Below are 23,781 nucleotides of genomic sequence, written 5' to 3'. Positions count from 1 at the left end.
CCCTTGAGAGGGAGGACAGGGGAGGCGTCACTGCTTCTTCTGCGGCGGCTTGCGCGGCGGGCGCGGGGCGGCAGCGGGGGCCGGCGTCCCGCTCATCTTGTTGGCAGCCTCGCTGACGTCGAGCAGCGAGCGACGGATGTCTTCGAGGTAGCCGGCCGATTTCTTTCTCATGGTGTCGGCGAGCTCGTGCAGCCCCTGTATCTTTTCGAACAGCTCGTCGGCCTTGCCGTCGACGAAGCCGGGCACCACGCCCTCGATCTTCGTGACCGCCTTGTCGAAGCCCGCGAAGGCGGTGTCGACCTTGGCCATGATGGAGTCGATTTCGCCACCCTTGCTCCGGAGGTCGGCGGTGTAGTCCTCGAACGTGCGCAGGCCCTCCTTGATCGCGGGGGCGTTGCTGACGATGGTGCGGTCGACACTGTGCAGGGTGTCGACGATGGATTCGGCGTCGCTGAGATCGGCGGTCAGCACGGGGACGCCGTCCGAGTCCAGCGGCACCGGCGGCGCGGAAGGCGCGCCCCCGATCAGCGAGATCGCGGCAACGCCGGTGAGGCCCTGGAACTCGATGCCCGCCACGGTGTCCTTGCGGATCGGCGCGGTGTTGTCGAGCATCACCAGCGCCACGATCCTGCGCGGATTGTCCAGCTTGATCGACAGGATCTGGCCCGCAGGCACGCCGTCGAAATTGACCGGTCCGCCGCGGCGCAGGCCGCTGGCGGACCCGCCCTCGAATACCACGCGCAACTGGCTGCGGCTCTGGATGGTGCGCCATTTCTGCACGCCGAGCAGGCCGCCGAACGCCACGGCGATCACCGCCAGCGTCGCCGTTCCGATCACCAGATTACTCGCGCGTGCCATCAGGCGATTCTACGGCCAAAGCGGGGAAGTTGGAAGGAGCCCCCCATGGTAGGTAGGGCGGGTTAGCGAAGCGTAACCCGCCGTTTTCGCCGCAGCAGTCGTGTGAATTGGCGGATTGCGCTGGCGCTAATCCGCCCTACGGCCTCAATGCCCGGCAACCCGCCTGGCAGCAGCATTGTTCAGCACAATCAGCGCATCGACCGCTACGCCCGTCCTGGTGTTGATCAGGAACGGATTGATGTCGATCGAGGCGATCCGGTCGCCGGCATCCGCGATCAAATTGGACAGGCCGACCAGCGCTTTCACCGCGGAGGCCTCGTGCAGGGCCGGCTTGCCGCGATAGCCGCGCAGCTTGATGCCGGCCTTGGTGCGGCCGATCAGGAGCCGCGCCTCGGCTTCGTCCAAGGGCGCGCCGGCAAGCGCGACGTCTTTCATCAGCTCGATGTCGATGCCGCCGGTCCCGAACAGCACGACAGGTCCCATCTCGGCATCGAGCGAGGCGCCGACCACGAGCTCGAGCTCGGCCTTGACCTGCTGCGCGATCAGGATGCCGTCCAGCTTCGGCTTGCCTTTCAACTTGCTCACCCGGGCCGTGATATCGGCGAACGCCTTCTTCACCTCGGCGGCACTGTTGAGGTTCAATACCACGCCGCCGATATCGGACTTGTGCAGGATCTCGGCGCTGACGAGTTTTGCCACGACCGGAAAGCCGACCTGCTTGGCGATCTTCACCGCCTCGGCCGCCGTCTGCGCGATCGCTTCCTTCGAGATCGGAATGCCATAGGCCTTCAGGAGCTTCTTCGAGGCGACCTCGTCGAGCGCGGCACCGTTCGCCGATTTCAGCGCCTTCTCCAGCACGGTGCGCGCGGCAGGTTTCGAGCTCGATACGATATCGGGTACCTCCTTGCGCAGCCTGGCGTAGTCGAGCAGCGACTTGATCGCGGTCACCGCCCGGTCCATGCCCTGCATGACCGCGAGATGCGGCAGCGATTTGCGCAAGGTCTTGGTGAACTCGGTGAAGCCGATCGACATCGCGCTGATATAGATCACGGGCTTGCCGCCCTGGCGCGCCATGTCGTCGACGATGCGCAAATTGCGCTCGCGAAGCTCGTGCGGGGCTTTGGGCAGCTCGGCATCGACGATGACGATGTCGATATCGGGATCGTCGATCATGAGCTTGATCGACTTCATGTAGACGGAGGGATCGACCACCGCGGCAAAGCCGGCGTCGAGCGGGTTGCCGACGATCGACCCGGGCCCGAGCATCTTTGCCAGCTCGGAGCCGACGTGCGGGCTGAGTGGCGCAAAGTTCAGGCCCTCGGCATAGAAGGCGTCCAGCAGCATGCCGCGCTTGCCGCCCGACAGCGTGACGGCCGCGAGCCGGTCGCCTTTGGGCACGCCGCAATGAACGAAGCATTCCGTGGTCTCGATCAGCTCGTCGAGCCCGCCGACGCGGATGACGCCTTCGCGCGTTGCAATGGCGTCGAACGTCTCGATCGAGCCTGCAAGCGCACCCGTATGTGCCATCGCCGCGGCCCGGCCACCCTCGGACGAACCGAGCTTGAGTGCGATCACGGGTTTGCTGGCAGCGCGCGCTGCCTTGCAGGCCTCGCGAAAGGCCTTGGTGTTGCGCACGCCTTCGAGGTAGACGACGATCACCTTGATGCTCGGATCCTCGGCGAAATAGCGCATCAGGTCTGGCGTCTCGAGCCCGGCCTCATTGCCTGATGTCACCATGTAGCCGACGCCGACACCTCGATCCTCCAGCGCTTGGCGGATCGCCATGACGATGGCGCCGGACTGCCCGGCGATCGCCACCGCGCCCTGTTCCATGGTGACGATGCGATCGTCGATGTTGGTGAAGAGCTTTTCGCCGGCGCTCAAGTTGCCGAGGCAATTCGGGCCGGTGACCGCAAGTCCCGTCTCACGTATCGCCGCTTGCAATTCGGCCGCGAGCTTCTGGCTTTCCTCGTCCTGCAACTCGCTGAAGCCCGAGGTGACGATGGTGGCCGACCGTGCACCGGCGGCCGCGGCATCGCGGATCACCTGGACCGCAAAGCGCGCCGGCACCAGCACCAGAACGTGATCCGGCTTTTCCGGGAGGCTCGCAAAGTCCTTGTAGCAGGGGACGCCCCAGATGGTTTCCCGCTTGGCGTTGACCGGATAGAGGCCGCCCTCGTAACCGTACTTGATCAGATTATTCCAGATGCGTTCGGCATAATTGCCGGGCTTGTCGGTTGCACCCACCAGCACGATGTTGTGCGGGTGCAGCATGGCGTGGATGCCCTTGACGATCTCTCCGGCGTCGGGCGGTGGAGACCATGAGCGCGGAGAAACCGATGCGGCGGGCACTTGAGCTTCCATGCGCTTCCCTCACTTCTTGTTCTTGTTGCAACGCGCGCCCCGCGCGCCGGCTTCGGGGGCTGATCGTGGCCGCTCCATGCCGCGAGACGGAATGGGCAGGATTTGGCGATGAGGCTAGCATCACGAGACTTTTGGCGAAAGTGCGAACGGTCCGGCAAGATGCTAGGAAACCGTGACCCTCATTCTCTCAATTGGTGATCATGCCGCTGCTGTCCATCGTGGTGCCGACCCTCGATCGTCCCGACACGCTTCGCCATGCGCTCGCGACCATGGCGTGCCAGCCTGCGCATGCAGATTGCGAGTTCATCGTTCAGAACAATGGCGGCAATCCCGAGATTGCGAAGATCGTCGCAGACCTCCAGGACGAGCGCTTCAGGCATTTTGCCAGCGAGACCGTTCTGACCATGACCGACAATTGGGAGGCGGCGCTCGGCCACGCCTCGGGCGAGTACGTCGCCTTCATCGGCGACGACGACGGGCTGATGCCCTATGCATGTGCCACGGCATCGGAGATGCTCTCCGGCCGAAACATCGATCTCCTGAGCTGGAGCGCCTACACTTATCACTGGCCGAGCTACTACCATGCGGCCTTCCGCAACCGGCTGCTCGCCGAGATCGACCTGACCTCGTCCGCACAGCGAGTTTCGTCGCGCGACGAACTGAGGCGCATCTTCGGTTTCCAGGCGAACTATGCGCATCTGCCGATGATCTACAATTCGTTCGTCCGCCGCAGCATCATCGATCGGATGCGTGCGATCGGTGGGCGCTACTTCATCGGTCTATCGCCCGACGTGGCGTCCGGTATCGCCAACGCTGCACTGACCGACAGTTTCATCCGACTGTCGCGGCCTCTGAGCATGGCCGGGTTCTCGCAGCACAGCACCGGTCACGCGCTGTTCTTCGAGACCGCTGATCTGCTCGAGACGCCGCGAGGGGCGCGCGATTTCGGACCCATTGACGAGGATCCCCAACTCCCCGATCTCAACGCCCTTCAGCTCTTCATCGCCAAGGACATGCTTGTCCTCAAGCGTCTGCTGCTGGCGGATCACGGCGATGTGCGGCTCGACTTCAAGGCGCTGGCACAGGCGCTCGCGACCGACATCAACCATCGGCCGCCCCTGTATGATCGGACCGTGCAGACCATCGGCGAACTCGCCCGCACGCCTGGGTTCGACGTTGCTGACATCATCATTCCTGCCCGCCTTGCGGATCGGCCGCCACCCCGCGGGGGTGTTCGCGTGACCGGACCGAACCGTGTGGTTTACGAGCTGGATGGTTCTGCGCTTGGGCTCAATTCGATTGCGGACGCAGTGCGCGTGATCGCGCAATTCGTTCCGGATCAGGGGCCGCTCGATCCGACCGCTCTGAAGGCTCCCGTGTCCTCGCCGGTCCTCGGCGTAAAGGAGCTCGAATTCGCGCATGGCGGAGCGGGCGTCGCCGCGTTGATCGAGGGATGGAGCGAGCCGGAGCAATGGGGCACCTGGTCCATTGCCAGGAACTGCGTGCTCCAATTCGAGGTCCATCCCATTCCGTCACGGCCGGTCGAGCTTGTGCTGGCGTGCCGGGCTTTCGTTTCCGACGGAAATCCGCAATTGCGGGCGGCCTGCCGCGTCGGCAACGGAGCGCCGCAGCAACTGACATTCTCGAGAGAGGCGTTCGCGGGTTTGCGAAGGTTGATGCTCGATCCCGCCGCGATTGCCGCCGACGGGACGCTGACGATCAGCCTGTCGCTATCCGATCCACGCTCGCCCGCGGATCTCGGACTGAGCTCCGACGCGCGGCCGCTCGGCATCGGGCTCGAGCGGGTCTGGCTCGATCACGACGTTCATTCGGCACGAGGTGGGTGATCGCCGCCCGCTCAGTACCCTAGCAGGCTCAGCTTGTGGGCGTAGTGAAAGACGACCTGCCTCGCGAGATAGGGGGCGATGGCGCGGCGAATCTGTACCTGTGTCGGATCGAAGCCGAGAGCGCGGCGCCGCAGGATGCCCATCTCCCGGACGCCGATCGCGTAGGTCGATGCCGTCTTCTGGGCATCATGGATTCGGAAGCAGGCGAGAAATCGCGGCAGGCGCACGAATTTGAATCCCGCGGCCTGCGCCCGCAGGATGAAGTCCCAATCCATCGCGTAGTGGAAGCTTTCGTCGATCGGACCGATCCTGTCCCACACGCGCCTGCGCCAGAACATCGTCTCCTGCGGGATATAGTCGGCATACTGCAGCGCGCGTCCGTCATGGGGCGGTAGCACGGCACGGCCGACCTCGAGTCCCTCGCGATCGACGAAGACGCGATGCCCATAGACGATGTCGACATGGGGATGCGACGTGAAGTAGTTGGCGACATAGGCCAGCGTCCCCGGCAGCAGCATGTCGTCGCTGTTGAGATAGGCCATGATCTCGCTGTCGACGCCGGCGAAGCCGAGATTGATGGCGTTCGATTGTCCGCTGTCAGGTTCGCTCTTCCAGCTGATGCTCTCGCCGCGGCACTTTAGGAGGTCAGCGGTGCCGTCGATCGAGGCGCCGTCCTGCACGTGGTAATACAGGTTAGGATAGTTCTGGCTCACGATGCTGTCGATCGTGGCGCCGAGATATTGCGCCTGATTGTAGCTCGGTGTGACCATCGCGATCCGCGGTGCATTCTCGTGGGTCGAGGGCGCTGGCGGGAAAGCCGTCAGGTTGAGCAAGCGCGGTGGATATTGCTCGAAGGTCCACATCGGAGGACGCCGCCAGAGGCTCCGGAGCGAGGAGCGCCTTTGCCCGGCGGCGATGAGATCCTGATTCCTTTCCAACAGCGCGACGCGATTTTCGAGCTGCTCCATTCGCTGTTCGAGGCGCTGCCTGAACTCGTCGTCCATCTATCGAGCTTTCGCAAATTACAACGTCCAAAAATCAATGGGACCTTCTTACAGGTCTCTGGTCGGCGGCGCCAGTTCACGGTCGCGTCAAACGCGATGGCCCGGCGTGTCCGGCGCGGTTTGAGAGGGCTCGATCGTTCCCGGACGGGCCGATTGCGAACCGCTATTCACGTGTTTCGATCAAGGTGGCATGCAGGACGTAGCGCTCCGGGCCGGACGTAACGGCGTCGAACGGCCAGCAGGTCGCGAGCACGAGTTCCGCCCCCTGCGCTGAGGGATCGACGCCCGACGCGTCGAAACGGACAACGGCCGAAGAATCCGCCCGATAGCGAAAATGCTTGCCGTCGCGGCGGGTGATCTCAACGACGTCTCCGACGGCAACATTTCGCAAGAAGCGGAAATGTGTGTCACGATGCGCTGCATATACGGCAACACCGCGCTCGCCCGCATCAGCCGTTCGGCTGATATGGCCCGGCCCGAAGGCAAGCGCCTGGCCGCTCGTACCTTCCAGCACGATCGCGCTGGCGCCTATCCGCTTCACCTCGATCCGCGCGACCGGCCAGGTGTCGGCCCATGCCCACGGCTTGATCACCTCGCCCGTCGCAAGGCTCTTGTCGAACGCGCGCTCCAGCAGCAACTGCGCCAGCCACGCCTTGGCATGGATGTAGGCGCCGTCGCCGAACAAGATGAGGCCGATCAGTGCCAGAACCAGGGGAGATAAGAGGCGGGGCATGACATCTACTCTCGTCATTGCTTCGTCACTTCGCTCTTCGCAATGACAGGAAAAAAGACGCGCGCGGCCGTTGGTATGGGACGGGCAGCCGCGCGCGCTAACAGAGGAGTTCGGGGAGGCTCCTCTCTCAAGCGGCGTCGGTGAGCAAGAGCCGACGCCGGTTGAACACGAACAGGATCAGGGCGAGCACGATCAGGACCAGGCCTGCGGTCATCTTCAGCTCGGCTGAAGTTGCCGTCTTGGGCAGACGGATCGCGTCAGGCGCTGCGGGTGTCGGACGCCGCGCGGCGGGTGAGGTGCGCGCATCGGCATGGCGTTCGCGCAAGTGTGCCGGGACCTGCGGCCGTTCGCCGAACACCTTCTCGAACTCCCAGCCGGCCGGCAGGTTGATCGGCAATTCGCTGAGCTTGAGCGGCGCGCCTTCGGGCCGGCTCGGCGTCTTGTCGACGGCGACAAGGCTGGTCAGGCGCGTGACGATCTGATGGTCGAGCGCCAGCGCCAGGATCGCCTTGTCGGCCTCCTCGGGCGCGAGCTCCCGCATGGCGCGCGCCACTTCGGCGTCACCGATCTTGCGCTTGGCCCAGAGTTTCGACAGGCCGTTGCCCTCGGCTGCATTTTGCAGCGGCAGCGTCACCGACCATGGACGGTCGCCGATGCGCCCCTTGATCTCGAGCGAGCCTGCGAGCTTGTCGAGCTTTGCCGCCAGCACCAGCGGCTCGTCGCGATAGACGTCGGGGATCATCGCCGGGGTGATGTCGGCGTTGGCCTCGGAGAATTTCGCGGTAAGGCCGGTCACGGCCGGGTTTTCGAGCTTGGCGAACAAGCCGCGCATGCGCTCCTCGACCTGCTCGACGGAACCGATATGGGTGAAGGCGCCACGGCCGAGCTCGGCGGCGCGGGTCATCAGATAGGTGTTGGGCGCCGACCCGATGCCGACCATGAAGACGCGCGAGCGGCCGCGCATCGCCGTGATCGTTTCGAACAATTGCTGCTCGTTGCCGATTGCGCCGTCGGTGAGGAAGATGACCTGGCGAACCGTGCCGGTGTCGCCGAGTTTGTCGGCCAGTGCGGCGCGCATCGCCGGCACCATCTCGGTGCCGCCGCGTGCCTGCAACGCGCTCACGAACGAGGTGGCATCACCGACATGGGTCGCGTCTGCCGGCACGGAGGCGGGAAACAGCATGTCCATGGTATCGTCGAAGCGGATGACGTTGAAACGGTCGGTCGGCTGGAGCCGGGACAGAGCATAGGCGAGGCTGGCCTTGGCCTGGACGATCGACGTGCCGCCCATCGACCCCGAATTGTCGATCACGAACACGACCTCACGCGGCAGCGGCTTTTGCGTCGTCTGCTCGGCGCTGGGCGGAGCGACGAAGGCGAGCAGGTAGTCGGCATCACCGACATGTTCGCGGAACAGGCCGACCGACGGCGCCTTCTCGGCGGCGGGCTTCCAGGTCAGCTCGAAGTCGCGGTCGGCGGGGACGGCACCGTCGGCCAGCGTAATGACGCGATCCGTATTGTCCGGACTTTCGATCTTGACCTTATGGTGGTGACTCTTGACCTCGCCGAGCGCGAAGCCGGCCTTCAGGCGCACCGTGATGCTGGTCGGATTGACCGGTGCATTCCTGGCGGGATCCAGCACAGGCGGCGAGATGCGGTCGCGGTCCGGGACCGGGTCCGAGGTCGCCGTGCCCCAGCCCGATCCGTCCTTGCGGAAGTCGACGCTCTGGACGATCGGCGCCGGATTGTAGCGCGGTCCGACCACCAGCGGCAGTCGCAGTGAATATTCATTGCCGGATTGATGCACCGGCTCCTGATATTCGATCTGCACCAGCACGGTCTCGCCGGGGCCGATATTGGCGACCGAATTGGTGAAGATGTTCGGCCGCTCCTGCTCCGTGAGCGCCACCCTCTGACCGGTGCGGCGCGCCTCTTCGTAGATCACGCGGGCCTGCTGCCGCTCCCTGATGTCTCCGACGATGACGCGGTCACCGACCACCATCTTCAGCGTATCGACGGCGCCGCCGGTCGCGAGCGGATAGACATAGATTGCTTCGACCCAGTCCTTGGTCGGATTGCGGAAGATTTGGGTGACGCGCGCGCGCAGCGTCGGGCCCGAGACCGTGATGTCGACGTCGGTGCCAAGGCGGATCGCTTCGGTGGTGGCGCCATCCTCCTTCAGGAGGAGGGAGCCGGACCTGGCGTCGCCGGGCTGGAGCAGGCTGGCCTGCTCGGTCGTTGCCGACCAACTGGTCCCGAAGCTAACGAGCAGGGCCACGAAGGCCATCAGCATCACCGCGATACCCTGCGCGAGAAGAAACAATCCGAGCTTGATCAGCCCCTTCAACATGGGGTGCTCGTCGTTGTCGGCTGTGTCGTAGGTGTCCATTGGCCTGCTCCGGAAGGACGTTTGCTGGCTCCGAGCATTCGCCGGGAGGGGCCGATTTCGCGAGCAGAATGATCGGTCATGTTCCGCCGCGGCCGGCCCGGGCAGGCTGCCGTGGGGCGCCCATGTGTGGTTTTGTGCTGGTTTGTCCGCCCTGCTAGAATGGCCGTGCTGGAGCAGGATTAGCGATGCAGATGCAGGATAAACTCACCGACAAGCAGCTTTCGGACGAGCAGAGCCGCGAGATCGCCGAGACCATTCGCGAGGAGCTCGCCAGACGCCGGATCTCCCGGCAGACGCTGGCCGAGCAGGCCAAGCTCAGCCTGTCGACGCTGGAGAAGGTGCTCGGCGGCCGGCGGCCGTTTACGCTGGCGACCACGGTCCGGCTGGAGCAGGCGCTGGGCGTCTCCTTGCGCAAGAGCCCCGTCGTTGCGGCGCCTCAGGCCGCCAACGATGTCGCTCCCGACAGTCTTGGCTCCTATGCGCATCGGGCCGTGACCTGGCTCGAGGACGTCTACATCACGCTGCGGCCGTCGTTCGGCGACAAGGACGCGATCTTCGCGTACCGCACCGAGATCGTCTGGGAGCCGAAGGTGTCTTCGCTGGTCTTTCGGGAGGGCGATCGCACCGATACCGCCTACGAGCATACCGGCGAGGTCGCCGTCCCGCATCAGTCAGGCTTCATCTACCTCGTCATCATCAAGCACGGCCAGCATCGCGTGATCACAGTGTCGCGGCCGACGGTCGCCGGCGAGATGTACGGCATCATCTCGACGCTCCGCGCCGGGCCTGGTTCACAGCTCACGCCGATCGCAGCGCCGATCGCCTACGTTCCGCTCCGGAACGTCCCGAAGCCGTCGCTGGGGAGGGTCGGGCCCGGCGACGCCAACCATGCGTTGTACGGAAAGCATCTGCGCCGCACGGTGGAAGAATCCTTCGCACTGTTTCTGTCGGTATAGTCCGCAAGAAAGAATCCGGAATGGCGTTGCCTGCGTCTATAAGGGGGTATGCAGAACGCGCGCGCCCCATGCATCGGCGAATCTCCGCTGTTCTCCATCATCATCCCGCTCGACGACCATCGCGGGCAGTGGCGGCAATCCTGGCTCGGCTGGACATCACAGAGCGTAGACAGATCTCTGTATGAGATCATCCTCGCCGTACCGCCGGACGCCAAACTTCGCGCGGATATCGAGGCGCTCGTCGGCGACGATGCGCATCTCGAATACAGCGAATCCAATCACGACATCGAGTTGAGTGCGCTGGGCGCGGCGAAGGCCCGCGGCTCCTACCTTTTCTTCACGGAATCACACTGCCGTCCCGAACCCGACGTACTCGAACTCTGCTTGTGCGCCATTGAAGATCATCCCGATTGGTCGGGATTCTCCTGCCGTTCGATCCCGGTTTGCCACAATGCCTTGTCGGAGGCAGAAGCTGCGATGTACCAAGCCGACATCGAATTCGGCATGAAGGTGCATCCTTGGCTCAAGGTGCTCGATCAGTGTTTCGTGACACGACGGGACGTCTACGAGGAGTGCGGCGGCCTGCGCACGGATCTGGGTCACTTTGCCGAATGGGTACTCGCCGCCAGCTATTATGCGCGCGGTCACGTCATCGGTTATCTGGATGGAGCCTGCGTCCATCACTACTACGTCGGCAGGCTCGACGAGCTCGAGACCTTTACGCGCGATTTTGTGCAGGGCCAGATACGCTATCTCAGTGAGGCGCGCGACGATCCCGGCAGCGAGCTGCTGGAAATTCCGCTCGACTGGAGCAAGCAGGGCGAGTTCGATGCCTCGCTCGCCCGCCATGCATTGAAAGCACTCGTGCGCGACAGCCTCGCGGGGCGGGGCTGGAAGCGGCCCGATGAGATGCTGCGTGCCTTTTTGCGCTGGGTCGCACCGGCTCTGTTCGGCGGGCTCGGCACGCGTGCGGCAGCCCGTCTGGGGGTCATACGTGCACGCACGGTCTTGACGGCGTTGGAGCGCATCGGGTCGAGCGAGGCGATCGGCCGATGGATGAAGCGCTACATCGCCGCACTGATAAGGCTTCAGAGACTCGATTGCATTTCCCACCTGTACCGGCGGGGCAGACCCGCTGCCGGGCTCATGGGCAAGCACGTTCTTGCGCAGATCGGCTTCCATGCCGAAGAGTCTTCCGCCGGTTACACTTTCCGGTGGAGCGAGCCGCAGGCTGCCCTACGGATCGAGGGGCCGCCCGGCCGCAACATCGTCCGCATTCGAAGCCCGGCACTTCGCGCGCCGCTCGACGCGATCGGCACGCATTTCTATCTCGACGGCGCGCCTGTCGATCCCGCCGCGATCGTGATCGGCTGCGACAGCTATACGCTTAGCCTCGATCTGCCGCCATCAGGTATCGCCACCCTTGCGTGGTCATGCCCGGTGCTCAGGGGCGTCGGCGATTCGCGTCCTCTCGGCCTGTCCATCGTGGCGATCGACGTCGGCGGCGAGGCCGAAATCGCCGGCAGGGCAGCGCTGCTCGCTGAACAAGAATAGCGGCCTTTCGGCCGCTATTCGGTGTGTTTCAGTAGGTCGGTCGAGCTAGCCTCCGGTCTCCGCGCTGATGATGTCGCCGAACAGCTCCCACTGGCCCTTCTTGAAGCGCCACATTTTGAGCTGCTCGATCGGCGCAAAGTCCGTGGCGGAGGTGTTGATCTTGATTCCCGGGATCAGCGTGTCGGGGACGAAGTCCTTGAGACTGGCGGCCTGCTTCATCACGTTCTCACGGGTCAGGTTGTCGCCCGACTGCTTCAGCACCTGGACCATCGTCTGGGCCGCGGCGTAGGCGTAAACCAGATTGGCGTCCGAAATGTTCGCGCCCGGCATGTACTTGTCGATGAAGGCCATGAACTTCTTCATGCCCTCGTCGTCCTTCCACTGCGGATCCGAGGCGTCCTTCAGATAGCCGGCCGACAGCACGCCTTCGGATGCCTCGAGGCCGGCCGGCTTCATCACGGCGCCGATCGACACCGAGACGTCGGTCATCAGGTGCATCGGCTTCCACTCCAGCTCCGCGATCTTCTTGATGGCCTGCGCCGCGAACTTCGGCGTCGAGATGTTCACGAAGACATCGGCGCCGGTGCCCTTGAGCTTGACGATATGGGCGTCGATCGATGGCTCCGACGTCTCGTAGCTCTCTTCGGCGACGATCAGCTTCGATGCTTTGTCGCCGAAAACATCCTTGATACCGGCGACATAGTCTTTGCCGAAATCGTCGTTGGCATAGAAGATCGCGACCTTCGCGTCCGGCTTTTCCTTCAGGATGTATTTTGCGAAGATCTGGGCCTCGACCCGGTAGCTGGGCTGGAAGCCCATGGTCCAGGGGAAGTTCTTCGGGTCGTTCCACTTGCTAGCGCCGGTGGCGAGGAAGAGCTGCGGCACCTTCTTGGAGTTGTGATATTTCTGGACGGCGGTCTGGGTCGGCGTGCCCAGCGCGTTGAACACCAGGAAGACCTCGTCGCTTTCGACCAGCTTTCGAATCTGCTCCACGGTCTTGGGCGGCGAATAGCCGTCGTCATAGGAGATCCAGTTGATCTTGCGGCCGTTGATGCCGCCCTGGTCGTTGACCATCTTGAAGTAGGCTTCCTCGGTCTTGCCGATGATGCCGTAGGCGGAAGCGGGACCGGAATAGGCCTCGACATTGCCGATCTTGATCTCGGTGTCGCTGGCGCCGGTGTCGTATTTCTTCTGCGCGAAAGCGCCCTGGGTGGAGAGCAATGTCAGGGCAGTTGCCGCAGCGAGCAGGACGAGTTTCTTGTTTTTCATGGAAATTCCTTGGGGTTTCTTGTTGGGTGGAGCAGGCACTTCAAAAAAGAAAAGCGCCCGCGAGGGGCGCTTGGGTCAGGCGTTGGCGGCTTTCTTGTCGACTTCGGAGGCCACCGAGAACTCCTTGCGCAAGGTCGGCTTGTGGATCTTGCCCGTGGCGTTGCGGGGCAGCGCGTCAACGAAGCGGATCTGGCGCGGACATTTGAAGCGCGCCAGATTGGCCGCGCAATGCGCGAAGACATCGGCCTCGGTCAGCTTCTGGCCCGACTTGACCGCGACGATGGCAAGGCCCACTTCGCCCCATTGCGGATCGGAAATGCCGATCACGGCAGCTTCGGCAACGGCCGCGAGCTGGTGTAGCACGTTCTCGACCTCGGCCGGATAGACGTTCTCGCCGCCGGAAATGTACATGTCCTTCCAGCGGTCGACGATGTAGTAGAAGCCTTCCTCGTCGACACGCGTCGCGTCACCGGTGTGCAGCCAGCCGTCGGTGAAGGAGGTCTTGTTCGCCTCCGGCCTGTTCCAGTAGCCCGGCGTGATGTTCGGCCCCTTGACCCAGAGCTCACCGAGCTCGCCGACATCGGCGTTGCTGCCGTCGGGGCGCACGATGCGCACTTCGGTGTGCAGCACGGGCTTGCCGGCGGAGCCTGCCTTGCGCGCCGCATCCTCGCGGTCGAGCACCAGCACGGCCGGCGAGGTCTCGGTCATGCCATAGCCTTGCTGAAGTGCGACACCGCGCGCCTCCCAGACCTTCAGCAGCGGCACCGGCATCGGTGCGCCGCCGACACCGCCCACGATCAGCCGGCCGAGATCGGTCGTCGCGAAGGCGGGGTGTTGCGCCATGAACTGGTAGATCGCGGGCACGCCGAAGAACACGTTGATGCCCTGCGCGGGATCGTTGATCAGGCCGAGCGCGATACCGGGATCGAACGCGCGCATGATCATCACGGTGCCGCCGGCATGCAGCACCGGATTGGTGTAGCAATTCAGTCCGCCGGTGTGGAACAGCGGCAGCACGGTGAGCAGCACCGAGGATGGCCCGATGCAGGCGGGGCCACCGAGATTGACGCAATTCCAGAAGGTCATGCCATGGGTGATGGTCGCGCCCTTCGGATGTCCCGTCGTGCCCGACGTGTACATGATGGTCGAGATGTCATCGAGCGTGACCTGCTCGATCGCCTCGAGCGGCTTTGCGCCGGCGATGCCGGCCTCATAGGCCCCGCCGGGCCCGAGCAGCAGACTGGTCGCGATCCCGCACAGCTTTGCGAGGGCAAGCGCGGTCTCGGCGAGGTCGGTGTCGTGGATCATCACCTTCGGCGCGCAATCGCCGGTGATGAACTGAAGCTCGGGGACGGTGAGCCGGGTGTTCAGCGGCACGAAGATCGCGCCGAGGCGGCCGCAGGCGAACTGCACCTCCAGCGTATCGGTCGTGTTCAGCGCCAGCACCGCGACACGGTCGCCACGTGAGACGTTCAGCGTGTGGCGCAGGAATGAGGCGAGGCGCGAGACGCGGGCGTCCAGCTGCGAATAGGTGAAGCGGCGCTCGCTCGCGAGGTCGATCACCGCAACCTTGTCAGGCGTGCGGCGGCCATGATGAATGATCCAATCGTAGTAACGAACGGCCAAGAATTCCTCCCTCGGCGGTCCTTACCGCCTGCATCCCTATTGCCGTGCACCATGCTCGGCGTGGCCCTGAGGCCAGCCGGAGTTGGCGCATCGACGTCTTTTTTTGATTTGGAGTTGGCGCGCGAGGGGTCAAAATCGTCTTGCGTTGAGTTGCTAGGCCATGGCCCGCGCCGCAGTGGTTCTTCGGTCAGCCACTCTGCGCAAGTGAGCCGCCGATGTTCCGGCCATGGTGAACGAGACGAATCCGTCCGCGAGGCGAGACTGCGATGAAGAGCCCGTTCTATACCGCCGAGCACGATGCCTTCCGCGAAATGATGCGCCGCTTCGTCGAGAAGGAGATCTCCCCGTTCGCCCATGAGTGGGACGAGGCCGGCGAATTCCCCCGCGCGCTCTATCGAAAGGCGGCCGGGATCGGCCTGTTGGGCCTGGGATTCCCTGAGGAATATGGCGGGATCGCCGCCGACCAGTTCATGAAGATCGTGGCGAGCCAGGAATTGGCGCGGGCGGGCGCCGGAGGCGTCAGCGCCAGCCTGATGAGTCACACCATCGGCTCGCCTCCGATTGCGCGGGCGGCACGGCCGGAGGTTAAAGCACGCGTGCTGCCGCAGGTGCTGTCAGGCGACAAGATCTCCGCGCTCGCGATCACCGAGCCGGGCGGCGGCTCCGATGTCGCGAACCTCGCCACAAGGGCGCGGCGCGACGGCGATCACTACGTCGTGAGCGGTGAGAAGACCTTCATCACCTCGGGGATGCGCGCCGACTATCTGACCGTTGCTGTGCGCACGGGCGGCGAAGGTGCCGGCGGGGTCAGCCTGCTCCTGATCGAGGGCGACACGCCCGGCCTGTCCAGGACCAAGCTGAAGAAGATGGGCTGGTGGGCCTCCGACACCGCGACGCTGCATTTCGACCAATGCCGCGTGCCGGCCGAAAATTTGATCGGCGAGGAAGGCCAGGGCTTCAAGATCATCATGCAGAATTTCAACAGCGAGCGCATGGGCATGGCGGCAGGCTGCACCGCCTTCGCCCGCGTCTGCCTTGACGAGGCGATCGCCTATGCCAGGGAGCGCAAGACCTTTGGCAAGCCGCTCGCCCAGCACCAGGTCATCCGTCACAAGATCGTCGACATGGCGCAGAAGGTCGCAGCGTCCCAGGCGATGCTGGAGATGCTGGCCTGGCGGCTCGAGCAGGGCGAAAGCCCGGTCGCCGAAATCTGCATGATGAAGAACCAGGCGACGCAGACCATGGCGTTCTGCGCCTCGGAAGCCGTGCAGATCTTCGGCGGCGCCGGCTTCATGCGCGGCATCAAGGCCGAGCGCATCTACCGCGAGGTCAAGGTCAACGCCATCGGCGGGGGGACCGAGGAGATCATGAAGGATCTGGCATCGAGGCAGATGGGGTTGTGACCCTCTGTCATTCCGGGGCGTGCGCAACGCGCACGAGCCCGGAATCCATCGGGCTCCAGACTCCGCAGAGGAATGGATTCCGGGTTCGCGCTGCGCGCGCCCCGGAATGACGAGAGGACAAAATGCTATTCACCGCCGACCATGACGACATCCGCCGTTCCCTGCAAAAGTTCATCGCCAATGAGATCAACCCTCATGTCGATGACTGGGAGAAGGCCGACATCTTCCCGGCGCACGAGCTGTTCAAGAAGATGGGCAGCCTCGGCTTCCTCGGCCTGAACAAGCCCGTGGAGTTCGGCGGCTCCGGCCTCGACTACTCCTATGCGCTGATGATGGCGGAGGAGCTCGGCGCCATCACCTGCGGCGGCGTGCCGATGGCGATCGGTGTGCAGACCGACATGGCGACGCCGGCGCTGGCGCGGTTCGGCTCCGACGAGGTGCGGCGCGAGTTTCTGGCGCCCTCGGTCTCGGGAGATTTCGTCGCTTGCATCGGCGTCTCCGAGCCGGGCGCAGGCTCCGATGTCGCCTCAATCAAGACCCAGGCGCGCTCCGACGGCGACGATTACGTCATCACCGGCGGCAAGATGTGGATCACCAACGGCACCCAGGCCGACTGGATCTGCCTGCTCGCCAACACCGGCGACGGGCCAGTTCACCGCAACAAGTCGCTGATCTGCGTGCCCATGAAGAGCAAGGGCGTCACCATCGCCCGCAAGCTCGACAAGATGGGCATGCGCTCCTCCGACACCGCGCAGATCTTCTTCGACAATGTCCGCGTGCCCAAGCGCAACCGGATCGGTGAGGAAGGCAAGGGCTTTACCTACCAGATGATCCAGTTCCAGGAGGAGCGGCTCTGGGGTGCGGCGGCTTGTCTTAAGGCGCATGAATACATCGTCGATCAGACCATTGAATACACCCGCAACCGCAAGGCCTTCGGCCAGAGCATCCTCGACAACCAGGTGGTGCACTTCAAGCTTGCGGAGATGCAGACCGAGGTCGAGCTGCTGCGCTCGCTGATCTATCGTGCCGCCGAGCAGCTGGTGGCCGGCGAGGACGTGACGAAGCTCGCGACCATGGCCAAGCTGAAGGCTGGTCGGCTCGGCCGCGAGCTCACCGACGCCTGCTTGCAATATTGGGGCGGAATGGGCTTTACCAACGAGACGCCGGTCAGCCGTGCCTATCGCGACAGCCGCCTGACCTCCATCGGCGGCGGTGCCGACGAGGTCATGCTGATGGTCCTGTGCAAGATGATGGGCACGCTGCCCGGCAGCAAAGGAAACGCCTGATGATAACGCTCTATCACTGCGACGCCGCGCGCTCGTTCCGTCCGCTCTGGATGCTGGAGGAGATGGGGCTGCCATATGAACTGAAGATGCTGCCGTTCCCGCCGCGGGTCTTCGCCAAGGAATATCTGGCGCTCAATCCGCTCGGCACGATTCCCTTCATGGTGGACGGCGAGACGAAGATGACCGAATCCTCCGGCATCTGTCACTATCTCGGCATCAAGCATGGCCCGACGCCGCTGATGGTCGGGCCGGAAGATCCCGCCTATGGCACCTTTCTGAACTGGATGTATTTCAGCGACGCCACGTTAACCTTCCCGCAGACGCTGGTGCTCCGATACACCCAGCTCGAGCCGGAGGAGCGGCGCAATCCGCAGGTCGCCGGCGATTATGCGAAATGGTTTCTGGGTCGGTTGCGCGCCGTCGAGGCAGCGACGGCCAATGCCGAAACATTGTGCGCCGGCCGCTTCACCGCCGCTGACATTGTCATCGGTTATGCGCTTCGGCTGGCCGACAATATCGGGCTCGCCAAGGATTTTGGGCCAAATGTCGCAGCCTATTGGGCGCGCCTGCAGCAGCGGGACGGTTTCAAGCGTGCGGTTGCTGCGGAACAGAAGGCTGGCGCCGAGCAGAATGTTGCACCGCGCGTGAGGGCGTAAACCTCCGCACGTCGAGACTACAGTCTCACGATGGTTCCGGACCGGCACATCGCCGTCCTGGAATGCCAACGCTTTGCGCTCGATGACAGCGCTATCCCGTCGTGACAGCGCCCAAATTTCCGCTAAGGTGCCTCCGTCCGCAGCGGCCAGAGAGCCGCGCGAGGAGGATCCAATGGAAGATAAAGGTCGCGAATCCGACCATCTGATGCTGATCACGCCGGAGCGGGTATTCTATGCCGGCCTGCTCGGGCGCCCTCGCAAGCGGACCCCCGGCTGCTGCCATATCTACGTCGCGGTGAAAGGCAGCCTGCACCTGACGATCGACGACGTCCACACGTCGGACGAACTGATCGTGACCCTGCCGAACCAGCGGCATTCCATCGCCAGCGACTACCGCACTGCAATCAGCGTGACCCTCGAGCCGGAAAGCATGCCGGATGGCGTGATCGAGGCTTTGGCCGAGCGGCTGCGAGGGCCGGACAAGGCTCTCTATGCCCGCAAGATCCTCGCCGCCTACGCGCTGCTCCGCCAGCGCCGCTACGGCGACATCACCACCGCCGAGTTCGACGAGATGTGCTTTGGCGAGGCGCTTGCTCGCCGCGAGCTCGATCCGCGCGTGACCCGCGCCGTCGCCCGCATCGAGCGGTTCTCCGGCGAGCCGGTGACGGCCGACACCTGCGCGGCGGAAGCAGGGCTCTCGGCCTCGCGCTTCCTGCATCTGTTCAAGGAAGAGACCGGCATCTCGTTCCGCTCCTTCCGCGCCTGGAAGCGCGCACGGCATCTGCTGCACTTCGCCAACCAGGACCTCAACCTCGCCCATCTCGCGCAGGACATCGGCTATCCCGACTCCACGCATTTCAGCCATTCGATCCGCCGCTTCTACGGATTGAAGCCGCGCGCGATCTTCGTCGGCTCGCGCGACCTTGCGATCTATCGTAGCACGGAGACGGTGCGGCTCGCGGAGGCGAGTTAGGCTCGCTCTCGTAGGGTGGGCAAAGGCGCTCTTGCGCCGTGCCCACCACCTCTCGGCAACTGGCAAAGATGGTGGGCACGCTTCGCTTTGCCCACCCTACGAATTCGTCGTTTTCTCCAGCTTCTCCGCGCAAGAAGCCGCATGCCGCCCATCACATGATCGCAAGCGTTGAATTCTCAACGTGCGAGATATCCAAGGCATGAGCGACAAGGCCGTCATCACCTGCGCGCTGAACGGCGTGCTCACCGACCCCAAGCAGCACAACGTGCCGGTTACGCCCGAGCAGATGGCACGCGAGGCCAGGGCTGCGTTCGATGCCGGTGCGTCCGTCATGCACATCCACCTGCGTCAGCAGGCGCCGGGCAAGGGACATCTGCCGTCCTGGGAGGTCGCCGTCAGCAAGGAGATCCAGCAGGCGATCCGTGAAGCCTGTCCCGGCGTGATCATCAATCACACCTCGGGCGTGTCGGGGCCGAACTACTCTGGGGCGCTCGACTGCATCCGCGAGACCAAGCCGGAGATCGCCGCCTGCAATGCCGGCTCGCTGAATTATCTGAAGGTGAAGGCCGACAATACTTGGGCCTGGCCACCGATGATGTTCGACAACGCGGTCGAGAAGGTGAAGGACTATCTCGACGTCATGAACGCGGTCGGCACCATCCCCGAGTTCGAATGTTTCGACGTCGGCATCGTCCGCTGCGTCGGCATGTACACCCAGGTCGGCATGTACAAGGGACCGCTCGAGTATAATTTTGTGATGGGCGTCGCTTCGGGAATGCCTTCGGACCCGGAGCTGCTGCCGATCCTGATCAAGCTGAAACGTCCCGAGGCGCATTTTCAGGTCACCGCGATCGGCCGCGAGGAAATCTGGCCGCTGCACCAGCGTTGCGCCGAGCTCGGCGGCCACCTCCGCACCGGTCTTGAGGACACTTTCTATCTCGCCGACGGCAAGAAGGTGACGTCGAACGGACAGCTGATCGAAGCCGTCGCTGCCTGCGCGCGCCGTGCCGGCCGCGAGATCGCGAGCCCCGCCGAGGCGCGGAAGATCTTTGGGACGAACAAGTAGTCACATACTCCGTCATTCCGGGATGGCCCGAAGGGCCAGGCCCGGAATCCATAACCACGATCGGGAGTATGGATTCCGGGCTCGCGCTCCGCGCGCCCCGGAATGACGGGCAGGAGATTTGATGTCCATTCTCGAAAACACCATCTCCCCCGGCGGCGCCGCCTACCACGCCAACCGCGACGGCATGCTCGGCCTCATCGACCGCATGCGCGCGCTGGAAGAGCGCACCCGCGCGGCGTCGGCGGCGGCGAAGGATCGCTTTCACAAGCGCGGGCAGCTGTTGCCGCGCGAGCGCGTCGCGCTGGTGCTTGACCCCGGAGCGCCTTTCATCGAGCTGTCGACGCTCGCCGGCTACATGTTCGATGTACCGGACGCGACCAAGAGCGTGCCCGGCGGCGGCGTCATCGGCGGCATCGGCTTCGTCTCGGGCATCCGCTGCATGGTCAGCGCCAGCGATTCCGGCATCGATGCCGGCGCGCTGCAACCTTACGGCCTCGACAAGACGCTGCGGGTGCAGGAGCTCGCGCTGGAGAACAAGCTGCCTTACGTGCAACTGGTCGAAAGCGCCGGCGCCAACCTGCTGCGTTACCGCGTCGAGGATTTTGTCCGTGGCGGCAACATCTTTCGCAATCTGGCGCGGCTCTCTGCGGCAGGCCTGCCCGTCGTCACCGTCACGCACGGCTCCTCGACTGCCGGCGGCGCCTATCAGACGGGTCTCTCCGACTACATCGTCATGGTCCGCGGTCGTACCCGCGCCTTCCTCGCCGGGCCGCCGCTGCTGAAGGCCGCGACCGGTGAGATCGCGACCGAGGAGGAGCTCGGCGGCGCCGAGATGCACACCCAGGTCTCTGGTCTCGGCGATCATCTCGCCGAGGACGACCGCGATGCACTGCGCATCGCGCGCGAGATCATGGCGGCGCTGGAATGGGAACGGCCGGGCAGGACGGCGTCGGAATTCAAGCCGCCACGCTACGACCAGGACGAGCTGCTAGGCATCATGCCGATGGACCACAAGCGCTCCGTCGACATGAAGCAGGTGATCGCACGCATCGTCGACGATTCCGATTTCACCGAGATGGCGCCGAATTACGGCCCCGCCACCGTCTGCGGCCACGCCCGCATCGAAGGACAGGCGATCGGCATCATCACCAACAACGGGCCGCTCGATCCCGCCGGTGCCAACAAGGCGACGCATTTCATCCAGGCGTGCTGCCAGACCCGCACGCCAATCCTCTATCTCAACAACACCACCGGCTACATGGTCGGCAAAGCCTATGAAGAAGCCGGCATGATCAAGCACGGCTCGAAGATGATCCAGGCAGTGACCTCGGCGACGGTGCCGCAGATCACCATTTATTGCGGCGCCTCGTTCGGCGCCGGCAATTACGGCATGTGCGGCCGCGGCTTCCATCCGCGCTTCTGCTTCTCCTGGCCCAACGCCAAGACCGCCGTGATGGGCGGCGAGCAGGCGGCCGAGACCATGGCTATCGTGACGGAAGCCGCTGCCGCGAGGCGCGGCAAGCCGGTCGAAAAGGAAAAACTCGATGCCATGAAGGCGCAGATCATTGGCGTATTCGACGGCCAGATGGACGTGTTCTCCACCAGCGCTCGCGTGCTCGACGACGGCGTGATCGATCCGCGCGACACCCGCGCGGTCCTCTCCGAAGTGCTCGCGATCTGCCGCGAGGGCGACGCACGCACGCCCCAGCGCATGCAGTTTTCGGTGGCACGCCCATGAGGAACGGATCAGTGCAGCACCGGCCGTTCTTCAAGGTCCTGGTCGCCAATCGCGGCGAGATCGCGCTCCGCGTGATGCGCAGCGCGCGGCGGCTGGGCCTCGGCGTCGTCGCGGTCTATTCGGACGCGGACCGCGATGCGCTCCACGTGCAGCAGGCGGATCAGGCCGTGCGCATCGGCGAAGCCTTGCCGGCGCAATCCTATCTCAACATCCCCGCGATCATCGCCGCTGCGAAAGCGAGCGGCGCAGATGCCGTTCATCCCGGCTACGGCTTCCTCGCCGAGAACGAGGATTTTGCGCAAGCCTGCAAGGATGCCGGCCTGATCTTCATCGGTCCCTCGCCGCAGGCGATCGAGGCGATGGGCAACAAGGCCGGCGCCAAGGAGATCATGAAGAAGGCCGGCGTGCCCTGCGTGCCCGGCTATCAGGGCGCCGAGCAGGGCGACGAGGTCATGCTCGCAGAGGCCCAAAAGATCGGCTTTCCCGTGATGATCAAGGCGGTCGCCGGCGGCGGCGGTCGTGGCATGCGGCTCGTGACGGACGCGGCCTCGTTCCCTGATGCCCTGCGCAGCGCGCGTTCGGAGGCGAAGGCGGCATTCGGCGATCCCACTGTTATCCTCGAACGCGCGATCCAGAATCCACGCCACATCGAGATCCAGGTGTTCGGCGACAGCCATGGTAACGCCATCCATCTCGGCGAGCGCGACTGCTCGGTGCAGCGGCGGCACCAGAAGCTGATCGAGGAGGCGCCGTCGCCTGCGGTGACGCCGGAGCTGCGCGCGAAGATGGGTGAAGTCGCGGTCGCCGCGGTCAAGGCGCTGCGTTACGAGGGCGCCGGCACGCTGGAATTCCTGCTCGATGCGAGCGGCGCGTTCTACTTCATGGAGATGAACACCCGCCTCCAGGTCGAGCATCCCGTGACCGAGGCGATCACCGGGCTCGATCTCGTCGAACTCCAGCTGCGCGTGGCGCGCGGCGAGCCGTTGCCGGTGAAGCAGCAGGATATCAGGGTCGCCGGCCATGCCATCGAGGTGCGGCTCTGCTCGGAGGATGCCGGGCACGACTTCATGCCGCAGTCCGGCCGCATGGCGCGCTGGCAGGTGCCCGACGGCGTCCGCGTCGAGCACGCGCTGCAATCGGGCTCGGAGATTCCGCCGTTCTACGATTCCATGATCGCCAAGGTCATCAGTCACGGCGCGAGCCGCGAGGAGGCGCGAGCGCGGCTGATCGTCGGCCTGGAGCAGCTCACGGCGTTCGGCGTGACCACCAACCAGGCGTTCCTGATGTCGTGCCTGCGCCATCCCGGCTTCGCCAAGGGTGAGGCGACGACGGCCTTCATCGGCGCGCATCGCGATGAGCTATTGGCGCCGCGTGCGGACGCGGCCTTCGATACGGCTTTGGCGGGGCTGCTGCTCTACGTCACGAACCCGCGCGCGCCGTCTTGGCAGGGCGGGCGGAGCCTCGCCGCCACCTTTCCACTGCCAGCGAAGATCGAGATCGCCGGTCAGACATACGAACTCGAAGTCACGCGTGAGCGCGATGGTAGTTACACTGTCGCCGCCGACGGCCGGCAAGACAAGTTCGAGATCGACCAACTCGATTCCGACGCCGTCCGCTTCAGCCACAATGGCGTGATGGACAGCGCCAAATTCCTGCGCGACGGCGACCGGCTCTACCTCCAGCATCGCGGCATCCCGCTCGCGGTCACCGATCTCACGCTCGCCGCGCCGAAGGCCACTGCTGCCAACGGCGGCGACGGCAAGGTGCGCGCCGCCATGAACGGGCGCGTCGTCGCCGTGCTGGTCAAGCCGGGCGACCGCGTCGCCGCCGGTCAGCCGGTGCTGACACTGGAAGCGATGAAGATGGAGCACGTCCACAAGGCCGGCGTCGACGGCGTGGTGGCGGCTATCGACGTTGCCGAAGGCGAGCAGGTGACGACGGGCAGGATCGTCGCCGAGATCGGGGCAGGTTAGCGCGGCGAACGCAGTCTCGTAGGGTGGGCAAAGGCGCAAAGCGCCGTGCCCACCATCTCGCGCTAATCGCAAAAAAGTCGTGGGCA

General features: G+C 64.5%; 17 protein-coding genes. 10 read left to right on the top strand and 7 right to left on the bottom strand.

Annotation, left to right across the window (positions count from 1 at the left end):
* Positions 1-27: 27 nt before the first annotated feature.
* Both RAD10_RS02590 and RAD10_RS02585 read right to left on the bottom strand, forming a co-directional pair.
* Positions 28-858: an MlaD family protein gene (locus RAD10_RS02590; protein WP_461616205.1), complete on the bottom strand. Its 831-nt coding sequence runs from the start codon at positions 856-858 to the stop codon at positions 28-30.
* A gap of 144 nt (positions 859-1,002) precedes the next feature.
* A complete protein-coding gene (locus tag RAD10_RS02585; protein ID WP_461616204.1) occupies positions 1,003-3,222 on the bottom strand; it encodes an acetate--CoA ligase family protein in 2,220 nt (739 codons plus the stop codon).
* Positions 3,223-3,422: 200 nt separating this feature from the next.
* Here RAD10_RS02585 and RAD10_RS02580 point away from each other — a divergent pair, with 200 nt between their 5' ends.
* Positions 3,423-5,069 carry a glycosyltransferase family 2 protein gene (locus RAD10_RS02580; RefSeq protein WP_461616203.1) on the top strand — a complete coding sequence of 549 codons (1,647 nt, stop codon included), beginning with the start codon at positions 3,423-3,425 and terminating at the stop codon, positions 5,067-5,069.
* A gap of 11 nt (positions 5,070-5,080) precedes the next feature.
* On the opposite strand, the gene RAD10_RS02575 is transcribed toward RAD10_RS02580, so the two are convergent.
* The 3 genes from RAD10_RS02575 to RAD10_RS02565 form a co-directional block, all read right to left on the bottom strand.
* A complete protein-coding gene (locus RAD10_RS02575; protein ID WP_461616202.1) occupies positions 5,081-6,073 on the bottom strand; it encodes a glycosyltransferase in 993 nt (330 codons plus the stop codon).
* 163 nt (positions 6,074-6,236) lie between these two features.
* Positions 6,237-6,806, bottom strand: coding sequence for a class GN sortase (locus RAD10_RS02570; protein ID WP_461616201.1), 570 nt, complete (start codon positions 6,804-6,806; stop codon positions 6,237-6,239).
* 127 nt (positions 6,807-6,933) lie between these two features.
* A complete protein-coding gene (locus RAD10_RS02565) occupies positions 6,934-9,195 on the bottom strand; it encodes a marine proteobacterial sortase target protein (RefSeq protein WP_461616200.1) in 2,262 nt (753 codons plus the stop codon).
* 185 nt (positions 9,196-9,380) lie between these two features.
* On the opposite strand from RAD10_RS02565, the gene RAD10_RS02560 reads away from it, so the two are divergent.
* Both RAD10_RS02560 and RAD10_RS02555 read left to right on the top strand, forming a co-directional pair.
* Entirely contained in the window at positions 9,381-10,151 is a 771-nt protein-coding gene (locus tag RAD10_RS02560) for a helix-turn-helix domain-containing protein (protein ID WP_091964371.1), read from the top strand.
* Positions 10,152-10,199: 48 nt separating this feature from the next.
* Positions 10,200-11,705 (top strand): glycosyltransferase family 2 protein, encoded by a 1,506-nt coding sequence (locus RAD10_RS02555; RefSeq protein WP_461616199.1) that lies wholly within the window; start codon positions 10,200-10,202, stop codon positions 11,703-11,705.
* A gap of 45 nt (positions 11,706-11,750) precedes the next feature.
* Here the strand turns inward: RAD10_RS02555 and RAD10_RS02550 are convergent, their stop codons facing one another.
* Positions 11,751-12,974, bottom strand: a complete 1,224-nt coding sequence (locus RAD10_RS02550) for an ABC transporter substrate-binding protein (protein ID WP_461616198.1) — start codon at positions 12,972-12,974, stop codon at positions 11,751-11,753.
* 75 nt (positions 12,975-13,049) lie between these two features.
* Positions 13,050-14,600, bottom strand: a complete 1,551-nt coding sequence (locus RAD10_RS02545) for an acyl-CoA synthetase (protein ID WP_461616197.1) — start codon at positions 14,598-14,600, stop codon at positions 13,050-13,052.
* Between the two features lie 266 nt (positions 14,601-14,866).
* Between RAD10_RS02545 and RAD10_RS02540 the strand changes: the two genes are divergently transcribed.
* The 7 genes from RAD10_RS02540 to RAD10_RS02510 all read left to right on the top strand — a co-directional run bounded on the left by RAD10_RS02540 (position 14,867) and on the right by RAD10_RS02510 (position 23,695).
* Entirely contained in the window at positions 14,867-16,003 is a 1,137-nt protein-coding gene (locus RAD10_RS02540; protein WP_461616196.1) for an acyl-CoA dehydrogenase family protein, read from the top strand.
* A 122-nt stretch (positions 16,004-16,125) separates the two neighbouring features.
* On the top strand, positions 16,126-17,289 hold the full coding sequence (locus RAD10_RS02535) for an acyl-CoA dehydrogenase family protein (protein ID WP_461616195.1): 1,164 nt from the start codon (positions 16,126-16,128) through the stop codon (positions 17,287-17,289).
* The gene (locus tag RAD10_RS02530; RefSeq protein ID WP_461616194.1) at positions 17,289-17,945 is read left to right on the top strand and encodes a glutathione S-transferase family protein; all 657 of its coding nucleotides are present in this window, start codon (positions 17,289-17,291) and stop codon (positions 17,943-17,945) included. Before RAD10_RS02535 ends, RAD10_RS02530 begins: the two co-directional genes overlap by 1 nt.
* Before the next feature lie 172 nt (positions 17,946-18,117).
* The gene (locus tag RAD10_RS02525; protein ID WP_092251622.1) at positions 18,118-18,918 is read left to right on the top strand and encodes a helix-turn-helix domain-containing protein; all 801 of its coding nucleotides are present in this window, start codon (positions 18,118-18,120) and stop codon (positions 18,916-18,918) included.
* A 199-nt stretch (positions 18,919-19,117) separates the two neighbouring features.
* Positions 19,118-19,984 (top strand): beta-keto acid cleavage family enzyme, encoded by an 867-nt coding sequence (locus tag RAD10_RS02520; RefSeq protein WP_461616193.1) that lies wholly within the window; start codon positions 19,118-19,120, stop codon positions 19,982-19,984.
* 121 nt (positions 19,985-20,105) lie between these two features.
* Complete coding sequence (locus RAD10_RS02515) at positions 20,106-21,722, top strand: acyl-CoA carboxylase subunit beta (RefSeq protein WP_461616192.1); 1,617 nt, start codon at positions 20,106-20,108, stop codon at positions 21,720-21,722.
* On the top strand, positions 21,719-23,695 hold the full coding sequence (locus tag RAD10_RS02510; RefSeq protein WP_461616191.1) for an acetyl-CoA carboxylase biotin carboxylase subunit: 1,977 nt from the start codon (positions 21,719-21,721) through the stop codon (positions 23,693-23,695). The genes RAD10_RS02515 and RAD10_RS02510 overlap by 4 nt, the downstream gene beginning before the upstream one ends.
* The last annotated feature ends 86 nt before the right edge of the window (positions 23,696-23,781 follow it).

Source organism: Bradyrhizobium sp. 23AC (genome assembly GCF_054863025.1).
The sequence above is the reverse complement of the archived record's forward strand: the minus strand, read 5'-3'. Positions and strand labels throughout refer to the sequence as shown.

Coding starts and splice junctions, on each gene's coding strand:
- RAD10_RS02590 (WP_461616205.1), bottom strand. CDS start 858: ATGGCACGCGCGAGTAATCTGGTGATCGGAACGGCGACGCTGGCGGTG.
- RAD10_RS02585 (WP_461616204.1), bottom strand. CDS start 3,222: ATGGAAGCTCAAGTGCCCGCCGCATCGGTTTCTCCGCGCTCATGGTCT.
- RAD10_RS02580 (WP_461616203.1), top strand. CDS start 3,423: ATGCCGCTGCTGTCCATCGTGGTGCCGACCCTCGATCGTCCCGACACG.
- RAD10_RS02575 (WP_461616202.1), bottom strand. CDS start 6,073: ATGGACGACGAGTTCAGGCAGCGCCTCGAACAGCGAATGGAGCAGCTC.
- RAD10_RS02570 (WP_461616201.1), bottom strand. CDS start 6,806: ATGCCCCGCCTCTTATCTCCCCTGGTTCTGGCACTGATCGGCCTCATC.
- RAD10_RS02565 (WP_461616200.1), bottom strand. CDS start 9,195: ATGGACACCTACGACACAGCCGACAACGACGAGCACCCCATGTTGAAG.
- RAD10_RS02560 (WP_091964371.1), top strand. CDS start 9,381: ATGCAGATGCAGGATAAACTCACCGACAAGCAGCTTTCGGACGAGCAG.
- RAD10_RS02555 (WP_461616199.1), top strand. CDS start 10,200: ATGCAGAACGCGCGCGCCCCATGCATCGGCGAATCTCCGCTGTTCTCC.
- RAD10_RS02550 (WP_461616198.1), bottom strand. CDS start 12,974: ATGAAAAACAAGAAACTCGTCCTGCTCGCTGCGGCAACTGCCCTGACA.
- RAD10_RS02540 (WP_461616196.1), top strand. CDS start 14,867: ATGAAGAGCCCGTTCTATACCGCCGAGCACGATGCCTTCCGCGAAATG.
- RAD10_RS02535 (WP_461616195.1), top strand. CDS start 16,126: ATGCTATTCACCGCCGACCATGACGACATCCGCCGTTCCCTGCAAAAG.
- RAD10_RS02530 (WP_461616194.1), top strand. CDS start 17,289: ATGATAACGCTCTATCACTGCGACGCCGCGCGCTCGTTCCGTCCGCTC.
- RAD10_RS02525 (WP_092251622.1), top strand. CDS start 18,118: ATGGAAGATAAAGGTCGCGAATCCGACCATCTGATGCTGATCACGCCG.
- RAD10_RS02520 (WP_461616193.1), top strand. CDS start 19,118: ATGAGCGACAAGGCCGTCATCACCTGCGCGCTGAACGGCGTGCTCACC.
- RAD10_RS02515 (WP_461616192.1), top strand. CDS start 20,106: ATGTCCATTCTCGAAAACACCATCTCCCCCGGCGGCGCCGCCTACCAC.
- RAD10_RS02510 (WP_461616191.1), top strand. CDS start 21,719: ATGAGGAACGGATCAGTGCAGCACCGGCCGTTCTTCAAGGTCCTGGTC.